Annotated in this window: 21 protein-coding genes and 1 pseudogene; 11 read left to right on the forward strand and 11 right to left on the reverse strand. The window is 60.2% G+C overall.

Annotated elements, in window-relative coordinates:
- Positions 1-99 precede the first annotated feature (99 nt).
- A complete protein-coding gene (locus ACM6IT_RS07590) occupies positions 100-879 on the reverse strand; it encodes an exodeoxyribonuclease III (protein ID WP_003176915.1) in 780 nt (259 codons plus the stop codon).
- An 80-nt stretch (positions 880-959) separates the two neighbouring features.
- On the opposite strand from ACM6IT_RS07590, the gene pyrE reads away from it, so the two are divergent.
- A complete protein-coding gene (gene pyrE / locus ACM6IT_RS07595) occupies positions 960-1,604 on the forward strand; it encodes an orotate phosphoribosyltransferase (RefSeq protein ID WP_011336558.1) in 645 nt (214 codons plus the stop codon).
- A gap of 184 nt (positions 1,605-1,788) precedes the next feature.
- Here pyrE and argB read toward each other — a convergent pair whose 3' ends face one another.
- The 4 genes and pseudogenes from argB to coaBC all read right to left on the reverse strand — a co-directional run bounded on the left by argB (position 1,789) and on the right by coaBC (position 6,022).
- Positions 1,789-2,694, reverse strand: a complete 906-nt coding sequence (argB, locus tag ACM6IT_RS07600) for an acetylglutamate kinase (RefSeq protein WP_008047078.1) — start codon at positions 2,692-2,694, stop codon at positions 1,789-1,791.
- A 17-nt stretch (positions 2,695-2,711) separates the two neighbouring features.
- Positions 2,712-4,088: pseudogene (locus tag ACM6IT_RS07605) on the reverse strand (phosphomannomutase/phosphoglucomutase); the annotation flags it as partial.
- 264 nt (positions 4,089-4,352) lie between these two features.
- Entirely contained in the window at positions 4,353-4,808 is a 456-nt protein-coding gene (gene dut / locus ACM6IT_RS07610; RefSeq protein ID WP_414913546.1) for a dUTP diphosphatase, read from the reverse strand.
- Positions 4,809-4,813: 5 nt separating this feature from the next.
- A complete protein-coding gene (gene coaBC, locus ACM6IT_RS07615; protein ID WP_056726854.1) occupies positions 4,814-6,022 on the reverse strand; it encodes a bifunctional phosphopantothenoylcysteine decarboxylase/phosphopantothenate--cysteine ligase CoaBC in 1,209 nt (402 codons plus the stop codon).
- A gap of 135 nt (positions 6,023-6,157) precedes the next feature.
- Here coaBC and radC point away from each other — a divergent pair, with 135 nt between their 5' ends.
- Positions 6,158-6,832: a RadC family protein gene (radC, locus tag ACM6IT_RS07620; protein ID WP_414913545.1), complete on the forward strand. Its 675-nt coding sequence runs from the start codon at positions 6,158-6,160 to the stop codon at positions 6,830-6,832.
- A gap of 147 nt (positions 6,833-6,979) precedes the next feature.
- Here the strand turns inward: radC and ACM6IT_RS07625 are convergent, their stop codons facing one another.
- Entirely contained in the window at positions 6,980-8,566 is a 1,587-nt protein-coding gene (locus tag ACM6IT_RS07625; RefSeq protein ID WP_414917771.1) for an ABC transporter substrate-binding protein, read from the reverse strand.
- Between the two features lie 445 nt (positions 8,567-9,011).
- Between ACM6IT_RS07625 and rpmB the strand changes: the two genes are divergently transcribed.
- The gene (rpmB, locus tag ACM6IT_RS07630; protein ID WP_007975166.1) at positions 9,012-9,245 is read left to right on the forward strand and encodes a 50S ribosomal protein L28; all 234 of its coding nucleotides are present in this window, start codon (positions 9,012-9,014) and stop codon (positions 9,243-9,245) included.
- 11 nt (positions 9,246-9,256) lie between these two features.
- On the forward strand, positions 9,257-9,412 hold the full coding sequence (rpmG, locus tag ACM6IT_RS07635; RefSeq protein WP_003177274.1) for a 50S ribosomal protein L33: 156 nt from the start codon (positions 9,257-9,259) through the stop codon (positions 9,410-9,412).
- A 111-nt stretch (positions 9,413-9,523) separates the two neighbouring features.
- Here rpmG and ACM6IT_RS07640 read toward each other — a convergent pair whose 3' ends face one another.
- Positions 9,524-9,886 carry a cupin domain-containing protein gene (locus tag ACM6IT_RS07640; protein ID WP_056726857.1) on the reverse strand — a complete coding sequence of 121 codons (363 nt, stop codon included), beginning with the start codon at positions 9,884-9,886 and terminating at the stop codon, positions 9,524-9,526.
- Between the two features lie 224 nt (positions 9,887-10,110).
- Between ACM6IT_RS07640 and ACM6IT_RS07645 the strand changes: the two genes are divergently transcribed.
- Together ACM6IT_RS07645 and ACM6IT_RS07650 are read left to right on the forward strand one after the other, a co-directional pair.
- Complete coding sequence (locus ACM6IT_RS07645) at positions 10,111-11,604, forward strand: aldehyde dehydrogenase (protein ID WP_414917772.1); 1,494 nt, start codon at positions 10,111-10,113, stop codon at positions 11,602-11,604.
- Between the two features lie 189 nt (positions 11,605-11,793).
- Positions 11,794-12,936, forward strand: a complete 1,143-nt coding sequence (locus tag ACM6IT_RS07650; RefSeq protein ID WP_414917773.1) for an MFS transporter — start codon at positions 11,794-11,796, stop codon at positions 12,934-12,936.
- A gap of 30 nt (positions 12,937-12,966) precedes the next feature.
- On the opposite strand, the gene ACM6IT_RS07655 is transcribed toward ACM6IT_RS07650, so the two are convergent.
- Both ACM6IT_RS07655 and ACM6IT_RS07660 read right to left on the reverse strand, forming a co-directional pair.
- On the reverse strand, positions 12,967-14,541 hold the full coding sequence (locus ACM6IT_RS07655; protein ID WP_414917774.1) for a phospholipase D family protein: 1,575 nt from the start codon (positions 14,539-14,541) through the stop codon (positions 12,967-12,969).
- A gap of 60 nt (positions 14,542-14,601) precedes the next feature.
- Positions 14,602-16,035, reverse strand: coding sequence for a PLP-dependent aminotransferase family protein (locus ACM6IT_RS07660; RefSeq protein ID WP_414917775.1), 1,434 nt, complete (start codon positions 16,033-16,035; stop codon positions 14,602-14,604).
- 179 nt (positions 16,036-16,214) lie between these two features.
- Here ACM6IT_RS07660 and ACM6IT_RS07665 point away from each other — a divergent pair, with 179 nt between their 5' ends.
- Entirely contained in the window at positions 16,215-16,460 is a 246-nt protein-coding gene (locus tag ACM6IT_RS07665) for a DUF1127 domain-containing protein (RefSeq protein WP_056726862.1), read from the forward strand.
- Between the two features lie 127 nt (positions 16,461-16,587).
- On the opposite strand, the gene ACM6IT_RS07670 is transcribed toward ACM6IT_RS07665, so the two are convergent.
- Entirely contained in the window at positions 16,588-17,895 is a 1,308-nt protein-coding gene (locus tag ACM6IT_RS07670) for an NAD(P)/FAD-dependent oxidoreductase (protein ID WP_414917776.1), read from the reverse strand.
- Between the two features lie 147 nt (positions 17,896-18,042).
- Here ACM6IT_RS07670 and ACM6IT_RS07675 point away from each other — a divergent pair, with 147 nt between their 5' ends.
- The gene (locus tag ACM6IT_RS07675) at positions 18,043-18,396 is read left to right on the forward strand and encodes a YkgJ family cysteine cluster protein (RefSeq protein ID WP_056726864.1); all 354 of its coding nucleotides are present in this window, start codon (positions 18,043-18,045) and stop codon (positions 18,394-18,396) included.
- A gap of 80 nt (positions 18,397-18,476) precedes the next feature.
- Here ACM6IT_RS07675 and ACM6IT_RS07680 read toward each other — a convergent pair whose 3' ends face one another.
- On the reverse strand, positions 18,477-18,965 hold the full coding sequence (locus ACM6IT_RS07680; protein ID WP_007975155.1) for an Lrp/AsnC ligand binding domain-containing protein: 489 nt from the start codon (positions 18,963-18,965) through the stop codon (positions 18,477-18,479).
- A 157-nt stretch (positions 18,966-19,122) separates the two neighbouring features.
- On the opposite strand from ACM6IT_RS07680, the gene dadA reads away from it, so the two are divergent.
- From dadA to alr, 3 genes are all read left to right on the forward strand, one after another.
- Positions 19,123-20,427 (forward strand): D-amino acid dehydrogenase, encoded by a 1,305-nt coding sequence (gene dadA, locus ACM6IT_RS07685; RefSeq protein WP_223541288.1) that lies wholly within the window; start codon positions 19,123-19,125, stop codon positions 20,425-20,427.
- Positions 20,399-20,752, forward strand: a complete 354-nt coding sequence (locus ACM6IT_RS07690) for a RidA family protein (protein ID WP_056726340.1) — start codon at positions 20,399-20,401, stop codon at positions 20,750-20,752. The genes dadA and ACM6IT_RS07690 overlap by 29 nt, the downstream gene beginning before the upstream one ends.
- 99 nt (positions 20,753-20,851) lie before the next feature.
- Positions 20,852-21,925 (forward strand): alanine racemase, encoded by a 1,074-nt coding sequence (gene alr, locus ACM6IT_RS07695; protein ID WP_414917777.1) that lies wholly within the window; start codon positions 20,852-20,854, stop codon positions 21,923-21,925.
- The last annotated feature ends 119 nt before the right edge of the window (positions 21,926-22,044 follow it).

Below are 22,044 nucleotides of genomic sequence, written 5' to 3' on the forward strand. Positions count from 1 at the left end.
GTCGCTGGGAACCCTCTGAATGGAGCGCATAAAAATGCCCGTATCTTGCGATACGGGCATTTTTTCGACCGTCTATCAGACTGCTCAGTGAAAAATCACTTAGATCGTCAGCGTCCAGTCGTAGTCCACGATCAGCGGCGCGTGTTGTGAGAACCGCGGCTGGCGTGGCAGGCGTGCGCTGCGTACAAAGCGGCGCAGGCCCGGCGTCAGCAGCTGGTAGTCGAAGCGCCAACCGAGGTTGAGCATCTCCGCCTGTTCGTTGTCCGGCCACCAGCTGTACTGGTCGCCTTCACGGCTGACTTCACGCAGGGCGTCGACATAACCCATGTTGCCGACAATCTCGTCCATCCAGGCACGTTCAGGTGCCAGGAAGCCCGGAGATTGCTGGCTGTCACGCCAGTTCTTGATATCCAGCTTCTGTTGCGCCACGTACAGCGAGCCACAATAAATGTACTCGCGGCGTTTGCGTCGCTGTTTATCCAGATAACGGGCGAAGTCGTCCATTAGCTTGAACTTCTGGTTCAAGTCTTCATCGCCGTTCTGCCCCGAAGGGAGCAGCAAGGTCGCGATGCTGACCTTGTCGAAATCGGCTTGCAGGTAGCGCCCGTAGCGGTCGGCCGTCTCGAAACCGAGACCGCTGATGACAGCCTTCGGTTGCAGCCGCGAATACAAAGCCACGCCACCTTGGGCGGGAACTTCGGCATCGCAGGCATAAAGGAAGTATCCATCCAGTTGGAAGGCTGGATCGTCCAGTTCAAAGGCGGAGGCGCGGGTGTCCTGCAGGCAGATGACGTCGGCATTCTGTGCCTGCAGCCAACTGAGCAAACCACGCTCGACTGCAGCCTGAATACCATTGACGTTCACACTGATGATCCGCATAAATGGCCCCAAAAATCGCGTGCGTGTATGATACACGGCGTCAAGCTAATTAGCTAAATCCGTGGTATTTGGGGTTTTTCATGCAAGCGTATCAGCGCGATTTCATCCGTTTTGCCATCGATCGCGGCGTTTTGCGCTTCGGTGAGTTCACCCTGAAGTCCGGGCGCACCAGTCCTTACTTCTTCAATGCGGGCCTGTTCAACTCGGGTTCGGCCCTGGCGCAGTTGGGACGTTTCTACGCTGCTGCCATTGCCGAGAGCGGCATTCCCTTCGACGTGCTGTTCGGCCCGGCCTACAAGGGCATCCCGTTGGCGGCGACCACCGCCGTGGCCCTGGCCGAGCATCACAACCGTGACCTGCCATGGTGCTTCAACCGCAAGGAAGCCAAGGCCCACGGCGAAGGTGGCAGCCTGGTTGGCGCACCGCTGACCGGCGACGTTCTGATCATCGACGACGTGATCACCGCTGGCACCGCGATTCGTGAAGTGATGCAGATCATTGCCTCCCAGGACGGCGCCAAGGCCGCCGGCGTGTTGATCGCCCTGAACCGTCAGGAGCGTGGCAATGGCGAGTTGTCGGCGATCCAGGAAGTCGAGCGTGACTTCGGTATCCCGGTCATCAGCATCGTCTCGCTGAACCAGGTGCTGGAATTCCTGGCGGACGACCCGCAACTCAAGCAGCATTTGCCAGCCGTGGAAGCCTATCGCGCTCAGTTCGGCGTTTAACGAGCTCGTCGCAATTCCCGCGTAGGAGCTGCCATAGGCTGCGATCTTTTGATTTTTATTCAAGATCAAAGGATCGCAGCCTTCGGCAGCTCCTACACAGGTGGTGTGCAATGTTCGGGGATCGCAGGCAAAAAAAGACCCCGCTCAGCCAGGCCGAGCGGGGTCTTTTTGTTTGCGCTATCGCTTAAGGACGCTTGCGATTGCTGATCAGGGTGCCCACGCCGGTATCGGTGAAGATTTCCAGCAGGATCGCGTTCGGCACACGCCCGTCGATGATCAGCGAGCTGCCAACGCCGCCCTGGACCGCCTCCAGTGCGCAACGGATCTTCGGCAGCATGCCGCCGTAGATAGTGCCGTCGGCGATCAGGTCGTCGACTTGCTGGGTTGTCAGGCCGGTCAGGACCGTGCCCGACTTGTCCATCAGGCCGGCGATGTTGGTCAGCAGCATCAGCTTCTCGGCTTTCAGCGCTTCGGCGACTTTACCGGCCACCAGGTCAGCGTTGATGTTGTACGACTCGCCGTTGGCACCGACGCCGATGGGCGCGATCACCGGGATGAAATCGCCCTTGACCAGCAGGTTCAGCAGGTCGGTGTTGATGCCGACCACTTCGCCCACGTGGCCGATGTCGATGATCTCCGGGGTGGTCATTTCCGGGGTCTGACGGGTAACGGTGAGCTTCTTCGCGCGAATCAGCTCGGCATCTTTACCGGTCAGGCCGATGGCGCTGCCGCCATGACGGTTGATCAGGTTGACGATGTCTTTGTTGACCTGGCCGCCGAGGACCATTTCCACCACGTCCATGGTCGCGGCGTCGGTGACGCGCATGCCGTCGACGAAATGGCTCTCGATCGACAGGCGCTTGAGCAGGTCACCGATTTGCGGGCCGCCACCGTGAACCACCACCGGGTTGATGCCCACGGCCTTCATCAGCACGATGTCGCGGGCGAAGCCGGTTTTCAGCTCCTCGCTTTCCATCGCGTTGCCGCCGTATTTGATCACCAGTGTCTTGCCGACATAACGGCGGATGTAAGGCAACGCTTCGGACAGGACCTTGGCGGTGTTGGCGGCGGCTTCGCGTTCGAGGGTCATTCAGGGCTCCGGGTGAATCAGAACGGTAGTTGGAGATCAGGTGCAACACGCTTCAACTGGACTTTGAATACGTCCTTGATGCGCTGCAATTCAGCCTCGTCATCGGCCTCGAAACGCAGCACCAGCACCGGAGTGGTGTTGGAGGCGCGTACCAGGCCCCAGCCTTTGGCATAGTCGACTCGCACGCCGTCAATGGTGGTCAGGTCAGCGCCTTCGCCCCACTGCGCATCGTGCAATGCATCAATGATGCTGAATTTGCTCTCTTCGGTCACATGGATATTGATTTCCGGCGTAGAAATATCGTTCGGGAAGGTCGCGAACAGCTCTTCGGCCGATGATTTTTCCTTGCTGAGGATCTCCAGCAGCCGCGCGGCGCTGTAGATGCCGTCGTCGAAACCGAACCAGCGCTCCTTGAAGAAGATGTGCCCGCTCATTTCGCCAGCCAGCAGGGCGCCGGATTGTTTCATTTTCTTTTTGATCAACGAGTGACCGGTCTTCCACATTAACGACCGGCCGCCGTATTCCTTGATCAACGGAATCAGGCGACGGGTGCATTTCACGTCGAAGATGATTTCGGCGCCCGGATTGCGCGCAACGACGTCGCGGGCGAACAGCATCAGCAGGCGGTCCGGGTAGACGATGCTGCCGGTGTTGGTCACCACGCCGACGCGGTCGCCATCGCCGTCGAAGGCCAGGCCGATGTCAGCGTTGGTTTCCTTGACCTTGGCGATCAGGTCCACGAGGTTTTCAGGCTTGCCCGGGTCCGGATGGTGGTTCGGGAAGTTGCCGTCCACTTCGCAGAACAGCGGGATGACTTCGCAGTTCAGCGCTTCGATCAGTTGCGGGGCGATCACGCCGGCCGCGCCGTTACCGCAGTCGACGACCACTTTCAGGCGCCGGGCCAGCTTGATGTCCTGGACGATTTCGGTGGTGTAGCGGTCGAGGATCTCGACCTGGGTGATGCTGCCCTGGCCGCTGCTCAGGTTGTTGGTCTTGAGGCGGTCGTGCAGGGCCTGGATCTGTTCGTTGGCCAGGGTGTCGCCAGCGATGACGATCTTGAAGCCGTTGTAGTTCGACGGATTGTGGCTGCCGGTGAGCATCACGCCGGATTTTCCGGCCAGTACGTTGGCGGCGTAGTAGAGCGCCGGAGTCGGGACCAGGCCGACATCACTGACGTGGCAGCCGCTGTCGGCGATGCCTTTGATCAGTTGTGCGACCAGCTCCGGGCCGGACAGACGGCCATCGCGACCGACGGACACGTTTGGCTCGCCCTGGGCCAGGCTTTGGGAGCCGACGGCGCGGCCGATCCAGTAAGCGGTTTCGGCGTTCAGGAATTCCGGGACTGTGCCGCGGATGTCGTAGGCGCGGAAGATGCTGTCAGGGAACTTGGGTGCGACTTTGGCCGGGGTGTTCATCTGTGGAAATGCTCCATCTCGAAAGTGGCTGGACAGGCCGCCAATTCATTCGGCGGCAGGTTCAAACTGAAGGGTATGACGGCGTTTTCCACAGAGAGTTCGTGGTATGAAAGGGCCATGACGCCCCGGCGGCAGGGGGTTGACCGGGCAATGCCTTGATTTTCGGAGCTAAACCTTGCAGATGGCAATTTGAATTTTGTGGCGAGGGAGCCAGATCCCCCACCACAGAAGAGCGCGTCCGGATCAGCGGGTACCGGTATGGCCGAAACCGCCAGTGCCGCGCTCGGTTTCAACAAACTCTTCAACCATCTCGAAGTGAGCCTGCACCACCGGCACCAGCACCAGTTGCGCCAGGCGCTCGCCGACTGGCATGGTGAATTCGGTCTGACCACGGTTCCAGCAGGAAACCTGCAACTGGCCCTGGTAATCGGAATCGATCAGGCCAACCAGATTGCCCAGTACGATGCCGTGCTTATGACCCATTCCCGAGCGTGGCAGGATCAGCGCCGCGAGGTTCGGATCGCCGATGTAGATCGACAGGCCGGTGGGAATCAGCACGGTTTCACCCGGCTTGATCACGGTGTCCTGTTCCAGCATGGCGCGCAGGTCGAGGCCGGCGGAGCCCGGTGTGGCGTATTGCGGCAACGGGAATTCGGTACCGATGCGGGGGTCGAGGATCTTGGCTTGCAAAGCGTGCATGTAAATTAAACCTGGTTCAGACGTTCGGCGATAAAGGTGACCAGCTGGCGAGCAATCTTGCTCTTGCTGGTCTGGGCGAAAAGTGTGGCGTGAAGCTCGCGGTCGATGACGCTGCAGGCGTTTTCTTCGCTGTTGAAGCCAATGCTTGGGTTGGCGACGTCGTTGGCGACGATCAGATCGAGATTCTTGTCTTTCAACTTGCGTGCAGCGTAATCGAGCAGGTGTTCGGTCTCGGCGGCGAAACCGACGCTGAACGGGCGGTCGGGGCGGGTGGCGATGGTGGCCAGGATGTCCGGGTTACGCACCATCTGTAGCAACAAGCCGTCGCCGTTCGTAGGATCTTTCTTGAGTTTCTGCGGGGCAACAACCTCCGGACGGTAATCCGCGACCGCTGCCGAGGCGATGAACAGGTCGCAAGGGATCGCCGCTTCACACGCTGCCAGCATGTCGCGGGCGCTGACCACGTCGATGCGGGTGACTCGATCCGGAGTCGGCAGGTTCACGGGGCCAGTGATCAGTGTTACGCGGGCACCGGCCTCCACAGCGGCTTCGGCCAGGGCAAAGCCCATTTTTCCGGAGCTGTGGTTGGTGATGTAGCGCACCGGGTCGATGTTTTCCTGGGTCGGGCCGGCGGTAATCAGCACGTGTTTGCCGGTCAGTGCCTGACGCTGGAAGCAGTCGGCGGCGCACTGGGCCAGTTCAAGGGCTTCGAGCATGCGCCCCAGGCCGACATCGCCGCAGGCCTGGCTGCCGGAGGCCGGGCCGAAAGCCTTGATGTCGCGGCTTTCGAGGGTTTGCAGGTTGGCCTGGGTCGCCGGATCGCGCCACATCGCCTGGTTCATTGCCGGTGCAACGGCGACCACGGCGTCGGTGGCCAGCACCAGCGTGGTCAGCAGATCGTCGGCAATGCCTTGGGCCAGGCGGGCGATCAGGTCTGCCGTGGCGGGGGCGATCAGCACCAGGTCGGCCCATTTGGCCAGTTCGATGTGGCCCATGGCCGCTTCGGCCGCCGGGTCCAGCAGGTCCAGGTGGACCGGGTGCCCGGACAGGGCCTGCATGGTCAGCGGGGTGATGAACTCTGCGCCGCCACGGGTCATGACCACGCGCACTTCGGCGCCCTGATCGATCAGGCGGCGAACCAGGTCGGCGCTCTTGTAGGCAGCGATACCGCCGCCTACGCCCAGAACAATGCGTTTCCGATACAGCCGCTGCATAGGCCTGCCTTTCAATTCGTTGGTGACATACGTGGCGAAACCCCCTCCCCAGGATGAATTCGCCCGCAAAAAAGATGGGCTACGATATCACAGCGACCGCTACGGAACAGCGGTGCCCACAGACAGGGAGGTGCTATGAGTATTCGCGATTGGCCGGCGGCGGAACGGCCGCGGGAGAAGTTGCTTGAGCAGGGTTCGGAGAGTCTTTCCGATGCCGAGTTGCTGGCTATCTTTCTACGAACCGGCGTGGCCGGAAAAAGTGCGGTGGACCTGGCGCGACATCTACTGAGTCAATTTGGCGGTCTGCGTTCGTTGTTGGAAGCCGATCTCAAAACGTTCAGTAAGCACTTGGGGCTGGGGCCGGCAAAATTCGCGCAGTTACAGGCAGTACTGGAAATGGGCCGGCGCCATCTGGCCGAACGTTTGCGTCATAGATCGGTGCTGGAAAATCCGCATGCAGTACGTGAGTACCTCAAATCGATGCTGCGCCATGAGCCTCATGAAGTATTCGGTTGCCTGTTTCTGGATTCCAGGCATCAGGTGCTCACGTTTGAGGTGCTGTTCCGCGGTTCTATCGACAACACCAGCGTTCACCCTCGTCAGGTCGTCAAGCGGGCCTTGGCCCACAACGCAGCGGCATTGATCCTCTGCCACAACCATCCTTCGGGCAACACCGACCCCAGTCAGTCCGACCGGGTGCTGACCAAGCGCCTGCAAAAGGCGCTGGAGTTGATTGACGTGCGGGTGCTTGACCATTTCATCATCGGCGACGGCGATCCGTTGTCGATGGCGGAGTATGGGTGGATGTAGGGGTTGTGAAGTTAGCGAAACCCATGTGGGAGCGGGCTTGCTCCGGGCGGCGTTCCGACGAAAGCGGTGTATCAGTCGGCATTGATGGCGACTGACACTCCCTCTTCGCGAGCAAGCCCGCTCCCACAGGGTTTTGTGTGTGGCGGGTTATTTGATGTTGACCTTGGAATAGTCCTGTCGGCCGAACGGGCTGACCGAATACCCCTCGACATCCTTGCGCGTCAGCGCGAACGCAGTCGGATGGGCCAGGGGCAACCACAGCGCCTGCTGCTGGATCTGCGCCTGGGCCTGTTCGTAGAGTTTGCTGCGCACACCTTGCTCGCCGGTGGTCTTGCCGGCGCTGATCAGCTTGTCCAGGTCCTGATTGCAGTAGCGGGCGAAGTTGGTGCCGGACTTGACCGCGGCGCAGGAAAACTGCGGTGTGAGGAAGTTGTCCGGGTCACCGTTGTCACCGGCCCAACCCATGAACAGCAAGTCGTGCTCACCGGCCTTGGCACGGCGGATCAGTTCGCCCCATTCGATCACGCGGATTTCGGCCTGGATGCCGATTTCCGCGAGATCAGACTGAAGCAGTTGAGCGCCCAGGCTTGGGTTGGGGTTAAGCAGGCTGCCGGAAGGGCGAGTCCAGATGGTGGTCTGGAAGCCGTCCTTGAGTCCGGCCTTGGCCATCAAGGCTTTGGCCTTGGCGATGTCGTGAGGGTAACCCGGCAGGCCTTTCGCGTAGCTCCAGGTGTTGGGCGGATACGGACCGTTGGCCGCCTCGGCGGTGTCTTCGAACACGGCTTTGACATAGTTGGCCTTGTCGAAGGCAAGGTTGATGGCTTGGCGGACTTCAGGTTTGTCCAGTGGCGGATGCTGACTGTTGATGCCGACGAATGCGGTCATGAACGCGTCAGTCTTTTCGACTTTCAGCGTCGGCTCTTTCAGCGCTTCCTGTACGTCCAGAGGCTTGGGCGACAGGGCGATCTGGCATTCGTTGCGGCGCAATTTCTGCAGGCGCACGTTGGCGTCCGGGGTGATGGCGAAGATCAGCGGATCTACAGAGGGTTTGCCACCGAAGTATTCGGGGTTGGCTTTGTAGCGAACCGAAGCGTCCTTCTGGAAGCGGGTGAAAACGAACGGACCTGTGCCGATCGGCTGGCTGTTGAGCTTCTCGGGTGTGCCTGCCTTCATCAGTTTGTCGGCGTATTCGGCCGAATAGATCGAGGCGAAGCCCATGCTCAGGGTCGCCAGGAAGGTCGAATCCGGGTGGTCGAGGGTGAAGCGCACGGTCTGCGGATCAAGGGCGTCGATCTTCTTGATCAATGCAGGCAACTGCATCGATTGCGCATGAGGGAATCCGCTCTGGGCGACTTTGTGCCACTCATTGGCCGGGTCGAGCATGCGGTCGAAGCTGAAAATCACGTCTTCGGCGCTCAGGTCGCGCGTTGGGTTGAAATACTCGGTGCGATGGAATTTCACCTGCGGGTGCAACTTGAAGACATACGTCAGGCCGTCGGGGCTGACTTCCCAGCTATCGGCGAGGCTGGCGACCACTTTGCCACTGGCCGTGTCAAAGTCCACCAGGCGGTTCATCAACACATCGGCCGAGGCGTTGGTGGTGGTCAGCGAGTTGTACTGCACCACGTCGAAGCCTTCAGGGCTGGCCTCGGTGCAGACGCTCAGGGCGGCGGCAAAGGCCTGTGGGCTCAGCAGAAGCGGGGCGAGCAATAGCGGTAGGGCAGCGAGGCGCATGGTCGGCTTCCTTTACAGATCGAAGGCCCATCTGCAAGTGCAGTCTGGAAAAGGCTTACCCTAGTGGGCTCTTTTGCAAATGACTATCCCCTTTTTCATTTTGAGGGGACTATAGCGCCTGAATTTGCTGTGAGGCGGGCGAGCAAAATCCTGATTTGGCCGGTTGGCCGATTCTCTGCGACGAGCGGTCGCCATCGATGATAGCCTTTGTCCAAGGCGCTCGGAGCCCGAAAAACAGGGTTTTTGTGAATTCAACGCACACTGAATGTTGTTGCTCCCCAGTCTTTCTGGTATAAAGCAGCGCTCTTTTCTAGGGGCCCGGTTCCTTCACTGTAGGTGTAGCCGGTAAGACCTCTAAAGAAACGCGGCGCCTGGCGCCAAATGACTGAGAGATTAAGCGGCCAACCCATGCCGGGTTGGGCATGTGGTTTTAGAGGGCTGAGGCATGTCTAGAGTATGTCAAGTTACCGGTAAGGGTCCGGTAACTGGGAATAACATTTCCCACGCAAACAACAAAACCCGTCGTCGTTTCCTGCCGAACCTGCAGCATCACCGCTTCTGGGTTGAAGAAGAGAAACGTTTTGTGCGTCTGCGCGTATCTGCCAAAGGCATGCGTATCATCGACAAGCGTGGCATCACTGTCGTGCTGGCCGAACTTCGCCGCGATGGCAAGGTTTAAGGGAGCTAATCATGCGTGAATTGATTCGTTTGATTTCGAGCGCCGGTACTGGTCACTTCTACACTACCGACAAGAACAAGCGTACTACCCCGGACAAAATCGAGATCAAGAAATATGATCCGGTTGTTCGCAAGCACGTGATCTACAAAGAAGGCAAAATCAAGTAATTGATTTTTCCCTCTTACGAAAAAGGCCCGTATCGCGAGATACGGGCCTTTTTTGTTGTGCTTGAAAAAGCGGGTAGCGCTTCAATCTGATCAAGTCACAGCACTTTAGTGCTAAGCCTTCTGTTCAAACGCCACGTAGATCTTGCGGCATGGCTCCAGCACTTCCCAAGTGCCTTTGAATCCGGCGGGGATCACGAAGCGGTCGCCTGCGCGCAGGGTCTTGGCATTGCCGTCTTTGTCACGCAACACCGAAACCCCTTGCTGGATCTCGCAGTACTCGTGCTCGGTGAAGTTCACTGTCCACTGCCCGACTGCACCTTCCCACACGCCAGCGTTCAGCTGGCCACAAGGGCTGTTGTAGTGGTTGTAAACGGCTTGTTCCGGGTCGCCCTTGAGCACTTTGGCTGCGTCCGGGCGGTAGCGTTCGGCGGCGGTGGTGGCCTGGCTGAAGTCGACGACGTTCTGGATATTCATTGTTGTTATCTCCCGTGATTACGTAGAAAGGCTCAAAGTCTATGTTTATTAAAATGAACATCGCAAGGCCGTTTGCCAGCGTTTTGTCAAATATATTGAAACTTCATATGCGGCTGGTTTAGGGTGGTGGATGCCTTGGGCCGAAAAGCAGGCTGGCCGGGCAGAATTCCTGACAGCGCCCGCGAAGAACGCGGGTGTCGTATCAATAAGAGGAGGACACTCGCATGACCACCCTGACCCGTGCCGACTGGGAACAACGTGCCCGCGACCTGAAAATCGAAGGCCGCGCCTATATCAATGGCGAATACACCGACGCCGTCTCTGGCGAGACTTTCGAGTGCATCAGCCCGGTCGATGGCCGTCTGCTGGGCAAGATTGCCAGCTGTGACGCCGCCGATGCCCAGCGCGCCGTGGAAAACGCTCGCGCCACCTTCAATTCCGGTGTCTGGTCGCGCCTGGCGCCGACCAAGCGCAAATCCACCATGATCCGTTTCGCCGGCCTGCTGAAACAGCACGCCGAAGAGCTGGCCCTGCTTGAAACCCTGGACATGGGCAAGCCGATCAGCGATTCCCTGTACATCGACGTTCTTGGCGCGGCGCAAGCCCTGAGCTGGAGCGGCGAAGCCATCGACAAGATCTACGACGAAGTGGCAGCCACTCCGCACGATCAACTGGGTCTTGTGACCCGTGAACCGGTGGGTGTTGTTGGCGCCATCGTGCCGTGGAACTTCCCGCTGATGATGGCGTGCTGGAAACTCGGTCCTGCGCTTTCCACCGGTAACTCGGTGATTCTCAAACCGTCCGAAAAGTCGCCGCTGACGGCGATTCGCATCGCCGAGCTGGCTGTCGAAGCCGGCATCCCGAAAGGCGTGCTGAACGTGCTGCCGGGCTATGGCCACACCGTCGGCAAGGCCCTGGCCCTGCACAACGACGTCGACACCCTGGTGTTCACCGGTTCGACCAAGATCGCCAAGCAACTGCTGATCTACTCGGGCGAATCGAACATGAAACGCGTCTGGCTCGAAGCCGGCGGCAAGAGCCCGAACATCGTGTTCGCCGATGCGCCGAACCTGCAAGACGCTGCCGAAGCCGCAGCCGGTGCCATCGCCTTCAACCAGGGCGAGGTTTGCACCGCCGGTTCGCGCCTGCTGGTGGAGCGTTCGATCAAGGACAAATTTCTGCCGCTGGTGATCGAAGCACTGAAAACCTGGAAGCCGGGCAACCCGCTGGACCCGGCGACCAACGTCGGTGCGCTGGTGGATACCCAGCAGATGAACACTGTGCTGTCTTACATCGAGTCGGGTCACACCGACGGCGCCAAACTGGTAGCCGGTGGCAAGCGCATCCTCCAGGAAACCGGCGGCACGTATGTTGAGCCGACGATTTTCGACGGTGTGAGCAACGCGATGAAAATCGCTCAGGAAGAAATCTTCGGGCCAGTGTTGTCGGTCATCACGTTCGATAGCGCTGAAGAAGCCATCGCCATCGCCAACGACACGCCTTACGGCCTGGCCGCGGCGGTGTGGACTGCCGATATTTCCAAGGCTCACCTCACCGCCCGTGCGCTGCGCGCCGGTAGCGTGTGGGTCAACCAGTACGATGGCGGCGACATGACGGCACCGTTCGGTGGATTCAAACAGTCCGGCAACGGTCGCGACAAATCGCTGCACGCGTTCGACAAGTACACCGAGCTGAAGGCGACCTGGATCAAGTTGTAAGCCTGTGAAGGAAGCCTGTTGAGAAGCAGGCTTCCCTATCGACGCAAACCCCTTGTGGGAGCGGGCTTGCTCGCGAATGCGGTGTATCAGCCAACATTGATGTTGGATGTGATGGCCTCTTCGCGAGCAAGCCCGCTCCCACATTTGTTTGTATGGCCTGAAAAATAATTATCCACAGGAGCGTGGAGCATGCGTTGGGCGACTTATTTCGCCGTTTTGGCATCTGTCCTGAGTGTCGGCCTGGCCCTGGGGGTCAGCATGCCGCTGGTGTCGTTTCGCCTGGAAAGCTGGGGCTACGGCTCGTTTGCCATTGGCGTGATGGCGGCGATGCCGGCCATCGGCGTTCTGTTGGGGGCGAAAATCTCCAGCCATCTGGCAGCACGATTCGGCACGGCCAACCTGATGCGCCTGTGCCTGTGGGCCGGGGCGGTTTCGATCGGTTTGCTGGCGCTGTTGCCGAGCTATCCGGTCTGGTTGGTGCTGCGGCTGATGATCGGGGTGATCCTGACACTCGTATTCATCATCGGTGAAAGCTGGATCAATCAACTGGTGGTCGAGCAATGGCGCGGGCGGCTGGTGGCGCTGTATGGCAGCAGCTACGCCTTGAGTCAGCTGGCAGGACCGGTGTTGCTGGGCTTGCTCGGTACCGAGCATGACTATGGCTTTTGGGTGGGCGTCGGTTTGCTGATGGCTGCTCCGTTCCTGTTGCTGGGCCGCAGTGGCGCGCCGAGGAGCGAGGCCAGCAGCGTGACCTTCAGTGATCTGCTCGCGTTCTGTCGTGGCCTGCCGGCAATTGCCTGGGCGGTTTCGCTGTTCGCCGCGTTTGAGGCAATGATCCTGACGCTGTTGCCGGTCTATTGCCTGCGTCAGGGCTTCACCACGGAGATTGCCCTGGCGATGGTCAGTACGGTGGTGGTCGGCGATGCGGTGCTGCAATTGCCGATTGGTGCGTTGGCCGATCGCTTGTCGCGACGGGCGTTGTTCACCGGCTGTGCGGTGGTCCTGCTGATATCGAGCCTGGCCATCCCGCTGCTGATCGACACGCTGCTGATCTGGCCGTTGTGGGTGCTGTTCGGCGCCAGCGCTGGCGGGTTGTTCACCTTGTCGTTGATCCTGATCGGCGAGCGTTATCGCGATGATGCGCTGGTGCGGGCTAACGCGCACATTGCCCAGCTATGGGGGGTCGGTTGTCTGATCGGGCCGCTGCTGGCGGGTGCTGGCAGCCAGTGGATCAGCGGCCATGCGTTGCCGTTGCTGATGGCGGTAGGGGCCTTGGGCGTGTTGATTGTGGTGTCGCGGCAAGGGGCGTTTGGTACCGCTCAGCCAGCCTGATGAGCACCGGAGAGCTATGGCGGTCGAGTCTTACAGCATCTTCTCCAGCCCAACCGTATTGCTCAGCCAGGCATTGAAGCGCCGCCACCAACTCCCTGGCTCCTTGCTCAGTGTGTGCATTTTTCCGTCGTCTTCGGTGGTCCAGACGATCTGATCGTTTTCCAGTTCCACCTGATAACTCAGGGCCGGTTCCATACCCTGCAGCGCCAGTTCGCGGACCCGTGCGGCCAATTCCGGGCTGTCCACCAGCACGCCGACTTCGGTGTTCCAGAGCACCGAGCGCGGATCGAAATTGAACGAGCCGATAAAGGATTTCTGCTGGTCGAAGATCATCGCCTTGCTGTGCAGGCTGGAGTCAGAGCTGTGATAGGCGCTGCCGGAAAACAGATGTGGCCCGCTACCGCTGCCGCCTCCCTCGCCGGGCTGGCTACGCAACTCGTACAGCTTCACGCCGTGCTCCAGCAGCGCCCTGCGATAGGGCGAGTAGCCACCGTGTACGGCGGGAACGTCCGTGGCTTCCAGTGAGTTGGTCAGCAAACTCACGGAAACGCCGGCATCGGCACGCCCGGTCAGGTACACCAGTCCCGGCTGGCCGGGCACAAAGTAGGCCGAGATCATGATCAGCTCTTTGCTGACGCTGTTGAGTTCAGGTGCCAGTTGCGTGGTCAGCAGCAACTGCGGATCGGGCTCACCCTTGGCCAGTACCTTGCTCGGCGCATCCCACAATGCCTGGTTCCAGGCCCAGATCAGTTCACTGCGCCAGATGTCCAGTCGTGGGTGGGTGGTGAAGGTCATCAGGTGTTTGTAAAGTGTGTGATTCTGTTTGCGCGTTTCCGCCAGGGACTCTTCCAGTCGGGTGCGGGTGTTTTCCAGGTCTTGGGGTGTGGGTTTGCTCGACAGGAATTCGTCGATCGGTTTGCTCAGGGCGCTGTTCCAGTACTGGTCGAAACTGTGCCCGAGTTGCTCGGCGACCGGGCCGACACCGAGCATGTCGATGTCGGTGAAATTCATGTTGGGCTTGGCATCGAAATACTCGTCCCCGAGATTGCGGCCGCCGACAATGGCCATGCAGTTGTCCGCCAGCCACAGCTTATTGTGCATGCGTCGATGCTGTTGCGACAGGTTGAACAGCCGGCCCACGGTGCGCGTCACCCCTGTGCTGCGGCCCAGATTCAGCGGGTTGAACACACGGATCTGGATGTTCGGGTGTGCGGCGAGAGTCGCGATGACCCGGTCCAGGCCATCGCTGGCAGTATCGTCGAGCAGTACCCGCACCCGCACGCCCCGGTCGGCGGCCTTGAGCAACTCCTCGATCAACATGCGCGTGCTGATGCCGTCGTGCACGATGTAGTACTGCAAGTCGAGGCTGCTTTGGGCGTTACGGATCAGTTCGGCGCGGGCGGTGAAGGCCTCGGTGCTGTCCGATAACAGGCGAAAGCCCGATTGTCCCTTGTAGGGAGCGGCTTGCGCCTGGACCGAGCGACCGAATGCGGAGTCTGAGGCCGGCAACGCCTGACTCGGTACGCGCTGTACGTCGAGGTTGGCGCAACCGCTCAGGAACGCGGCGAGTAGCAGAAGAGCAAGCAGGGGCTGTCTGACTCTCACGTAGGATCGTTCCGTTTGGCGGCGCAGATAGGCATATGGACGCTGATTCCCGAAGAAAAGTCAGTCGCTGAGCTGATCGGTTTCCGCCAACAGTTTGATCGCTGTCGCACCGACCTTGCGCACCGCGTCTTCGATCTGCGGTGTTGGCTTGGCAGCGTAGTTCATGCGCAGGCAATTGCGGTACTTGCCCGAGGCGGAAAAAATACTGCCCACGGCAATCTGTACGCCCTGGTCGTGCAATGCACGATTCAGTTTCAGGGTGTCGAAAGCTTCCGGCAGTTCAACCCACAGCATGAAGCTGCCTTGTGGGCGACTGGCGCGGGTGCCGGCCGGAAAGTAGCGGGTCACCCAATCAATCATCGCGTCGCGATTGCGTTGGTATTGCGTGCGCATCCGCCGCAAATGCGGTTCGAAGTGGCCGCCCTTGAGAAATTCGGCGATGGCGATCTGCGGTTGTGGCGCGGTGGATCCGGTGCTGATGTACTTCATGTGCAGCACCCGCTCCAGATAGCGGCCGGGCGCGACCCAGCCGATACGCAGTCCCGGCGCCAGGGTCTTGGAAAACGAGCTGCACAACAGGACGCGACCGTCCTCGTCGAAGGACTTGATCGTGCGCGGACGCGGGTAGGTGTAGGCCAGTTCACCATACACATCGTCCTCGATGATCGCCACGTCATAGCGCTGCGCAAGCGTCAACAGCGCGCGTTTGCGCGACTCGGGCATGACGTAGCCCAGCGGGTTGTTGCAGTTGGGGGTCAACTGTATGACCTTGATCGGCCACTGTTCCAGGGCCAGTTCCAGCGCTTCGAGGCTGATGCCGGTCAGCGGGTCGGTGGGGATTTCCAGGGCTTTCATGCCCAGGCCCTTGAGGGTCTGCATCGCGCCGTGAAAGCTCGGCGAGTCCACTGCGACAATGTCGCCGGGTTCGCAGATCGCGCGAATGCTGGTGGACAGCGCTTCGTGGCAACCGGTGGTGACCACCAGTTCGCTGGCGCTCAGCTGGCAGCCGGAATCGAGCATCAGGCGAGCGATCTGTTCGCGCAGTTCGAGGTTGCCGTGGATGTTGTCGTAATACAGGCCGGGCATGTCCTGCCGCCGGCTGATTCGCGCCAGGTCACGCAGCAGCGGTTTCATGGTCGGACTGTTGATATCCGGCATGCCGCGGCCCAGTTGCACCACGTCTTTGCGCGGTACGGCGCGAATCAGCTCCAGCACTTGATCCCATTGGGAAATGTCCACCGGCCGTTGGGCCGGGCGGCCGACTGCCGGCAAGTCCGGCAGTTCGCGGCTGGCCGGGACGAAGTACCCGGATTTCGGCCGTGGCATGGCCAGCCCGCTGTCTTCCAGCACCCGATAGGCCTGTTGCACTGTGCTCAGGCTGACGCCGTGCTCGACGCTCAGCGCCCGTACCGAAGGCAGCCGGTCACCGGGGCGATAGAAGCCCTGTTCGATACGTGTGCCGAGCAATTCGGCGAGGTTGACGTAAAGGGTCATGGTGCAGCCTCGATAGGGGTGATTCGGTTAACCAGTACAGATTGGGCAAAAAATCAGGATTCAGTGGCGGAATCGGCAGAACTGTATGGGGTTAATACAGTTGCTTTGAATCTGTAATGCTTTTGCGCGCACACGCATCATGGAACCTCTGGCTACCCAAGTAAACAGGAGCATCCAAGATGAACGGTTTGAGCGATGTGCGGCTGACGTTACACAGTCAGGAATTGGCGACCGGACAGAACAACGGCACGCGGGAGGCGGGCATGGGCAATGCGTCGTCCGACCTGAGTCGCTGGGACCGGTTCTGGCGTCGCCTGCACACGCGCAAGGCCTTGCTGGCCCTGACGGCTGACCAGCTCAAGGATATCGGGCTGACACGGGAGCAGGCGCGGGAGGAGGGGCTGAAGCCTTTCTGGCGGATCTGAAATCCATGGTGATTTTCAGGCTCATTCGCGAGCAGGCTCGCTCTCACAGGGGATTTGCGTATGACCACAAATCCAATGTGGGAGCGAGCCTGCTCGCGATGGCGTCAGAACTGCCACAAACAATCCTTCAGACCAACTCTTTAAGCCGATGCCACAACATCCCCAGCGCCAGCAACGGCGAGCGCAAATGCTTGCCGCCGGGGAAAGTGATGTGCGGCACCCTGGCAAACAAATCAAAGCCACCACTGTGCTGCCCGCTGATGGCTTCGGCCAGCAGCTTGCCGGCCAGGTGCGTGGCATTCACGCCATGACCGGAATAGGCCTGGGCGTAGTACACGTTTGGCTGGTCCTTGAGTCGCCCGATCTGCGGCAGGCGATTGGCGCCGATGCCGATCATTCCGCCCCATTGGTATTCGATCTTCACTGCGCTCAGTTGCGGGAAAACCTCGAGCATTTTCGGGCGCATGTACGCGCAGATGTCTTTCGGATCGCGGCCCGAGTAATGGCAGGCACCGCCAAACAGCAGGCGCCGGTCCGCCGAGAGTCGGTAGTAGTCCAGTGCCACCCGTTGGTCACAGACCGCCATGTTCTGCGGCAGCAGGGCGTGAGCCAGTTCTTCGCTCAACGGTTCGGTGGCGATGATGTAGCTGCCGGCGGGCAGGACTTTGCCACTGAGTTCCGGGTTGAGGTTATTGAGGTAGGCATTGCAACCCAGTACCAGGGTTTTGGCGCGCACCGAGCCCTCGGTGGTATGGACCTTGACCTCTGGGCCATAGTCGATGCGGGTCACGGCCGAGTGCTCGAACAGCCGGACCCCCAGTCGTTGTGCCGCTGCGGCTTCGCCCAAGGCCAGGTTCAGTGGATGCAGGTGCCCCGAGCCCATGTCGATCAGGCCGCCGACGTAACGCGTGGAGCCGACCACGGTGTGCATCTCGTTGGCTTGCAGCAAACGGGTTTCGTAGCGATAGCCGAGGCTGCGCAGTTCTTCGGCATCCTCGGCGAAGCCTTCAAGGTCACGGGGCTTGTTGGCGAGGTCGCAGTAACCCCAGGTCAGGTCGCAGGGGATCTGGAAGCGCTCGACCCGTTGCCGGACGATTTCCACGGCTTCCAGGCCCATGAGTTTCATTTGCCGAACGCCTTCGGCACCGATGACGCTGGTGAACTGATCGAGGCCGTGGCCGACGCCACGAATCAGCTGCCCGCCATTGCGTCCACTGGCACCCCAGCCTATTTTGTGGGCCTCAAGCAGCACCACGCTGAGGCCGCGTTCGGCCAGCTCAAGCGCCGTGTTCAACCCCGAAAACCCGCCGCCAACCACACAGACATCGGCCAGCACTTCGCCTTTGAGCGCCGCAAGTTCGGGCTGCGGCAGGCTGCTGGCGGCGTAGTAGGACGCGGTGTGGTTCAGGGCAGGCTGCTGAGCACGGGCATTCATGTGCGTGTTCCTGGTTCTTGCGTTTGGAAAACCTGACGGAGCATAAGCCGGACCTTCCCGGGCGGGCAACATTGGTCGGCTGGTGCTGTCTGGATCGGTGCTTTTGCGTCAGAATCGCGCTCTATTCCGCTATTGGTCACCGCTTCAATGAGTTGCAACAGCCAGACAATCCGCACATTGCGACAGCAGATTCCCTCGTTCGAGTGCGTTCCCGGCTGCCATGATTGCTGCGGGCCGGTGACCACCTCGCCGGAAGAAATGTCGCGCCTGCCGCGCAAGTCCCGCGCCGAACAGGATGCCGCCATGGAAGAGCTCAACTGTGTGCATCTGGGGCCGAATGGTTGCACGGTGTATGACGAGCGGCCGCTGATCTGCCGGTTGTTCGGCACCACCAAGACCTTGCCGTGTCCCAATGGACGCGGGCCGGTGGAGCTGATTCATCCGCGGGTGGAGAAGCAGGTGTTCGAGTACATGGCCAGCACTCGGCAGGTGTTGGTTTAAGAGATCGCAGCCTGCGGCAGCTCCTACAAAAAGCGTGTGTACACCTGTAGGAGCTGCCGCAGGCTGCGATATTTTGATTTTCAATCCGGAATCGGCAAAGTCAGGCTCTCCTTCACCTCTTCCATCACGATATAGCTCTTGGATTCCCGTACATGAGGAAGTTTGAGCAGGATGTCGCCCAGCAACTTGCGGTACGAGGCCATCTCGGAAATCCGCGCTTTCACCAGGTAGTCGAAATCCCCTGACACCAGATGACACTCCAGCACATGGGGCAATTTCAGCACCGCGCGTCGGAACTCTTCAAAAGTATCGCCGGATTTGTAGTCCAGGCTGATTTCGACGAACACCAGCAGACTACCCTTCAGGTGCTGCGGATTGAGCCTGGCGTTGTAGCCCATGATGATCCCTTCGCGCTCCAGACGCCGGACCCGCTCAGTACAGGGCGTGGTCGAGAGCCCGACCTTTTCTCCAAGCTCCGTAAAGGAAATCCGCCCGTCCGCTTGCAGGATCCGCAGGATGTTGCGGTCGATCTTGTCCAGCTCACGTTTGGTCTGAGTGTTGGTACGCATAGGGGATGCGCCTCCGTGAAAAGGGTTTTTGCCGAGAATTGTCGCCAAATATAGGCGCTTATATAGTGAAAAGCACTGGCAAATCTTTTTTACACTGCGCGCATCTAAAGCTCTGAATAACAAACGTCAGCGGTTAGCCGCGATGAGGGATATGAAAATGCGCGTCATGGTCTTGGGTAGCGGCGTCATCGGTACCACCAGTGCTTATTATCTGGCCCGTGCCGGGTTTGAAGTGGTGGTTGTGGACCGGCAGCCAGCTGCTGCCATGGAGACCAGTTTCGCCAACGCCGGGCAGGTTTCGCCGGGTTATGCCTCGCCGTGGGCCGCGCCGGGTGTGCCGCTCAAGGCCATCAAGTGGCTGTTGCAGCGCCACGCCCCCCTGGCGATCAAGGCCACTGCCGACATCGACCAGTACCTGTGGATGGCACAGATGCTGCGCAACTGTACCGCCAGCCGTTATGCGGTGAACAAGGAGCGCATGGTCCGTCTGTCCGAGTACAGCCGCGACTGCCTCGATGAACTGCGGGCCGAAACCGGCATCGCCTACGAAGGCCGCAGCCTGGGCACCACCCAACTGTTCCGCACCCAGGCTCAACTCGACGGCGCCGCGAAAGACATCGCCGTGCTGAAAGAGTCCGGCGTGCCGTTCGAACTGCTCGACCGCGACGGCATTGCCCGCGTTGAGCCGGCGCTGGCCAGTGTCACCGACATCCTCGCCGGTGCCCTGCGCCTGCCGAACGACCAGACTGGCGACTGCCAGATGTTCACCACCAAGCTCGCCGAGATGGCCGCGAGCCTCGGTGTGCAGTTCCGTTTCGGCCAGGACATCCAGCGCCTCGACTTCGCCGGTGATCGCATCAACGGTGTATGGATCGACGGCAAGCTGGAAACCGCCGACCGCTACGTGCTGGCCCTCGGCAGCTACTCGCCGCAACTGCTCAAGCCACTGGGGATCAAGGCGCCGGTGTACCCGCTCAAGGGCTACTCTCTGACCGTGCCGATCACCAACCCGGCGATGGCCCCGACTTCGACCATTCTCGACGAGACCTACAAAGTCGCGATCACTCGTTTCGACAACCGCATCCGCGTTGGCGGCATGGCTGAAATCGCCGGTTTTGACCTGTCGCTGAACCCGCGTCGCCGGGAAACCCTGGAGATGATCGTCAACGACCTTTATCCTCAGGGCGGCGATCTGGCCCAGGCCAGTTTCTGGACCGGCCTGCGTCCGACCACCCCGGACGGTACCCCGATCGTCGGTGCCACACCATTCAAGAACCTGTTCCTGAACACCGGTCACGGCACGCTCGGCTGGACCATGGCCTGTGGCTCCGGTCGCTTGCTGGCAGACCTGATGGCGAAGAAAAAGCCGCAGATCAGCGCCGAAGGCCTCGATATTTCCCGTTATGGCAAAAAAACCCAGGAGTCTGCAAAGCATGTCAGTCCAGCGCCAGCTCACCAATGAGCGCATGAGTCAGATCGTCACCCATAACGGTACGGTTTACCTGGCCGGACAGGTCGGCGATGACATGAATGCCGGGATTGAACAGCAGACCCGCGAAACACTGGCCAACATCGAGCGTTTGCTCGACCTGGCCGGTACCGACAAGCATCATCTGCTGTCGGTGACGATTTACCTGAAAGACATCGACGCGCATTTCGAAGGCATGAACGCGGTATGGGATCAGTGGCTGCCAAAAGGCGTCGCCCCGGCCCGTGCCACCGTTGAATCGAAATTGTGCGAACCGGAAATCCTGGTCGAGCTGTCGGTTGTAGCCGCTCTGCCATAAAGCTTGTCAGAAAGATCCCTCTCCCGGTGCTGTTGGCGGTTCACGCTACCAGCCAGCGCCGGTTTTTCTTCCCGAAAACCCGACCAGAAGTCTGCCGCCATGCGTCCTGCCCGTGCCCTGATCGACCTTCAAGCCTTGCGCAACAACTACCGAATCGCCCGTGAACTCACGGGGGCCAAGGCCCTCGCTGTGATCAAGGCCGATGCCTATGGCCATGGCGCGGTGCGTTGCGCCCAGGCGCTGGAAGCCGAGGCGGACGGGTTTGCAGTAGCCTGCATCGAAGAGGCGTTGGAGCTGCGGGCGGCGGGCATTCGCGCGCCGATCCTGCTGCTGGAAGGTTTTTTCGAAGCCGATGAGCTGGCGCTGATTGTCGAGCATGATTTCTGGTGCGTGGTGCATTCGTTGTGGCAACTCGAAGCCATCGAGAAAGCGGCGTTGAGCAAACCGATCACCGTGTGGCTGAAGCTCGATTCGGGCATGCACCGCGTGGGGCTGCACCCGGCGGATTATCAGGCGGCCTACCAGCGACTGTTGGCCAGCGGCAAGGTCGCGAATGTGGTGCTGATGAGCCACTTTGCGCGTGCCGATGAACTGCACGAGCAAGCCAGTGCCGATCAGGTGGCGGTATTTGAAGCCGCGCGCAAGGGCTTGTCCGCCGAGGTCAGCCTGCGCAACTCGCCGGCGGTGCTCGGTTGGCCGCAGATTCCGAGCGATTGGGTGCGCCCAGGCATCATGCTTTATGGCGCGACGCCCTTCGAAGAGGCCAACGAAGCAGCATCGCGGCTGCAACCGGTCATGACCCTGGAATCGAAAGTGATCAGTGTGCGCGAGTTGCCGGCTGGCGAGCCCGTCGGTTACGGCGCCAAATTCATCACCCCTAAACCGATGCGCATTGGTGTCGTGGCCATGGGTTACGCCGATGGCTACCCGCGTTTGGCACCGACCGGCACGCCAGTGCTGGTTGCCGGGCAGCGCAGCCAGTTGATCGGCCGGGTATCGATGGACATGCTCTGCATCGACCTGACCGATGTCCCGCAGGCCGGCCTCGGTTCGACCGTCGAGTTGTGGGGCAAAAACATCCTCGCCAGTGATGTGGCCATGGCTGCCGGCACGATTCCTTACCAGATCTTTTGCAACCTGCGCCGGGTGCCACTGCTCTATTCCGGGGCTTAGTGCGCAGGGCTCCAGACCGGAAGTCGCCTCGCTGAGCAGGATTCAGGTCAAGGTGTTGTAAATACTGAACGCTGTCGCCATGATAACGCTCACTATTCCAACAATCTGAATCCTGGAGG

Origin of the sequence: Pseudomonas sp. IT-P4, assembly GCF_949767755.1 — a bacterium.
GTDB classification, from domain to species: Bacteria; Pseudomonadota; Gammaproteobacteria; order Pseudomonadales; family Pseudomonadaceae; genus Aquipseudomonas; species Aquipseudomonas monachiensis.

What these genes read in the sequence shown, in the direction of transcription:
- ACM6IT_RS07590 (WP_003176915.1), bottom strand. Translation starts at nt 879, where the DNA reads ATGCGGATCATCAGTGTGAACGTCAATGGTATTCAGGCTGCAGTCGAG.
- pyrE (WP_011336558.1), top strand. Translation starts at nt 960, where the DNA reads ATGCAAGCGTATCAGCGCGATTTCATCCGTTTTGCCATCGATCGCGGC.
- argB (WP_008047078.1), bottom strand. Translation starts at nt 2,694, where the DNA reads ATGACCCTCGAACGCGAAGCCGCCGCCAACACCGCCAAGGTCCTGTCC.
- dut (WP_414913546.1), bottom strand. Translation starts at nt 4,808, where the DNA reads ATGCACGCTTTGCAAGCCAAGATCCTCGACCCCCGCATCGGTACCGAA.
- coaBC (WP_056726854.1), bottom strand. Translation starts at nt 6,022, where the DNA reads ATGCAGCGGCTGTATCGGAAACGCATTGTTCTGGGCGTAGGCGGCGGT.
- radC (WP_414913545.1), top strand. Translation starts at nt 6,158, where the DNA reads ATGAGTATTCGCGATTGGCCGGCGGCGGAACGGCCGCGGGAGAAGTTG.
- ACM6IT_RS07625 (WP_414917771.1), bottom strand. Translation starts at nt 8,566, where the DNA reads ATGCGCCTCGCTGCCCTACCGCTATTGCTCGCCCCGCTTCTGCTGAGC.
- rpmB (WP_007975166.1), top strand. Translation starts at nt 9,012, where the DNA reads ATGTCTAGAGTATGTCAAGTTACCGGTAAGGGTCCGGTAACTGGGAAT.
- rpmG (WP_003177274.1), top strand. Translation starts at nt 9,257, where the DNA reads ATGCGTGAATTGATTCGTTTGATTTCGAGCGCCGGTACTGGTCACTTC.
- ACM6IT_RS07640 (WP_056726857.1), bottom strand. Translation starts at nt 9,886, where the DNA reads ATGAATATCCAGAACGTCGTCGACTTCAGCCAGGCCACCACCGCCGCC.
- ACM6IT_RS07645 (WP_414917772.1), top strand. Translation starts at nt 10,111, where the DNA reads ATGACCACCCTGACCCGTGCCGACTGGGAACAACGTGCCCGCGACCTG.
- ACM6IT_RS07650 (WP_414917773.1), top strand. Translation starts at nt 11,794, where the DNA reads ATGCGTTGGGCGACTTATTTCGCCGTTTTGGCATCTGTCCTGAGTGTC.
- ACM6IT_RS07660 (WP_414917775.1), bottom strand. Translation starts at nt 16,035, where the DNA reads ATGACCCTTTACGTCAACCTCGCCGAATTGCTCGGCACACGTATCGAA.
- ACM6IT_RS07665 (WP_056726862.1), top strand. Translation starts at nt 16,215, where the DNA reads ATGAACGGTTTGAGCGATGTGCGGCTGACGTTACACAGTCAGGAATTG.
- ACM6IT_RS07670 (WP_414917776.1), bottom strand. Translation starts at nt 17,895, where the DNA reads ATGAATGCCCGTGCTCAGCAGCCTGCCCTGAACCACACCGCGTCCTAC.
- ACM6IT_RS07675 (WP_056726864.1), top strand. Translation starts at nt 18,043, where the DNA reads ATGAGTTGCAACAGCCAGACAATCCGCACATTGCGACAGCAGATTCCC.
- ACM6IT_RS07680 (WP_007975155.1), bottom strand. Translation starts at nt 18,965, where the DNA reads ATGCGTACCAACACTCAGACCAAACGTGAGCTGGACAAGATCGACCGC.
- dadA (WP_223541288.1), top strand. Translation starts at nt 19,123, where the DNA reads ATGCGCGTCATGGTCTTGGGTAGCGGCGTCATCGGTACCACCAGTGCT.
- ACM6IT_RS07690 (WP_056726340.1), top strand. Translation starts at nt 20,399, where the DNA reads ATGTCAGTCCAGCGCCAGCTCACCAATGAGCGCATGAGTCAGATCGTC.
- alr (WP_414917777.1), top strand. Translation starts at nt 20,852, where the DNA reads ATGCGTCCTGCCCGTGCCCTGATCGACCTTCAAGCCTTGCGCAACAAC.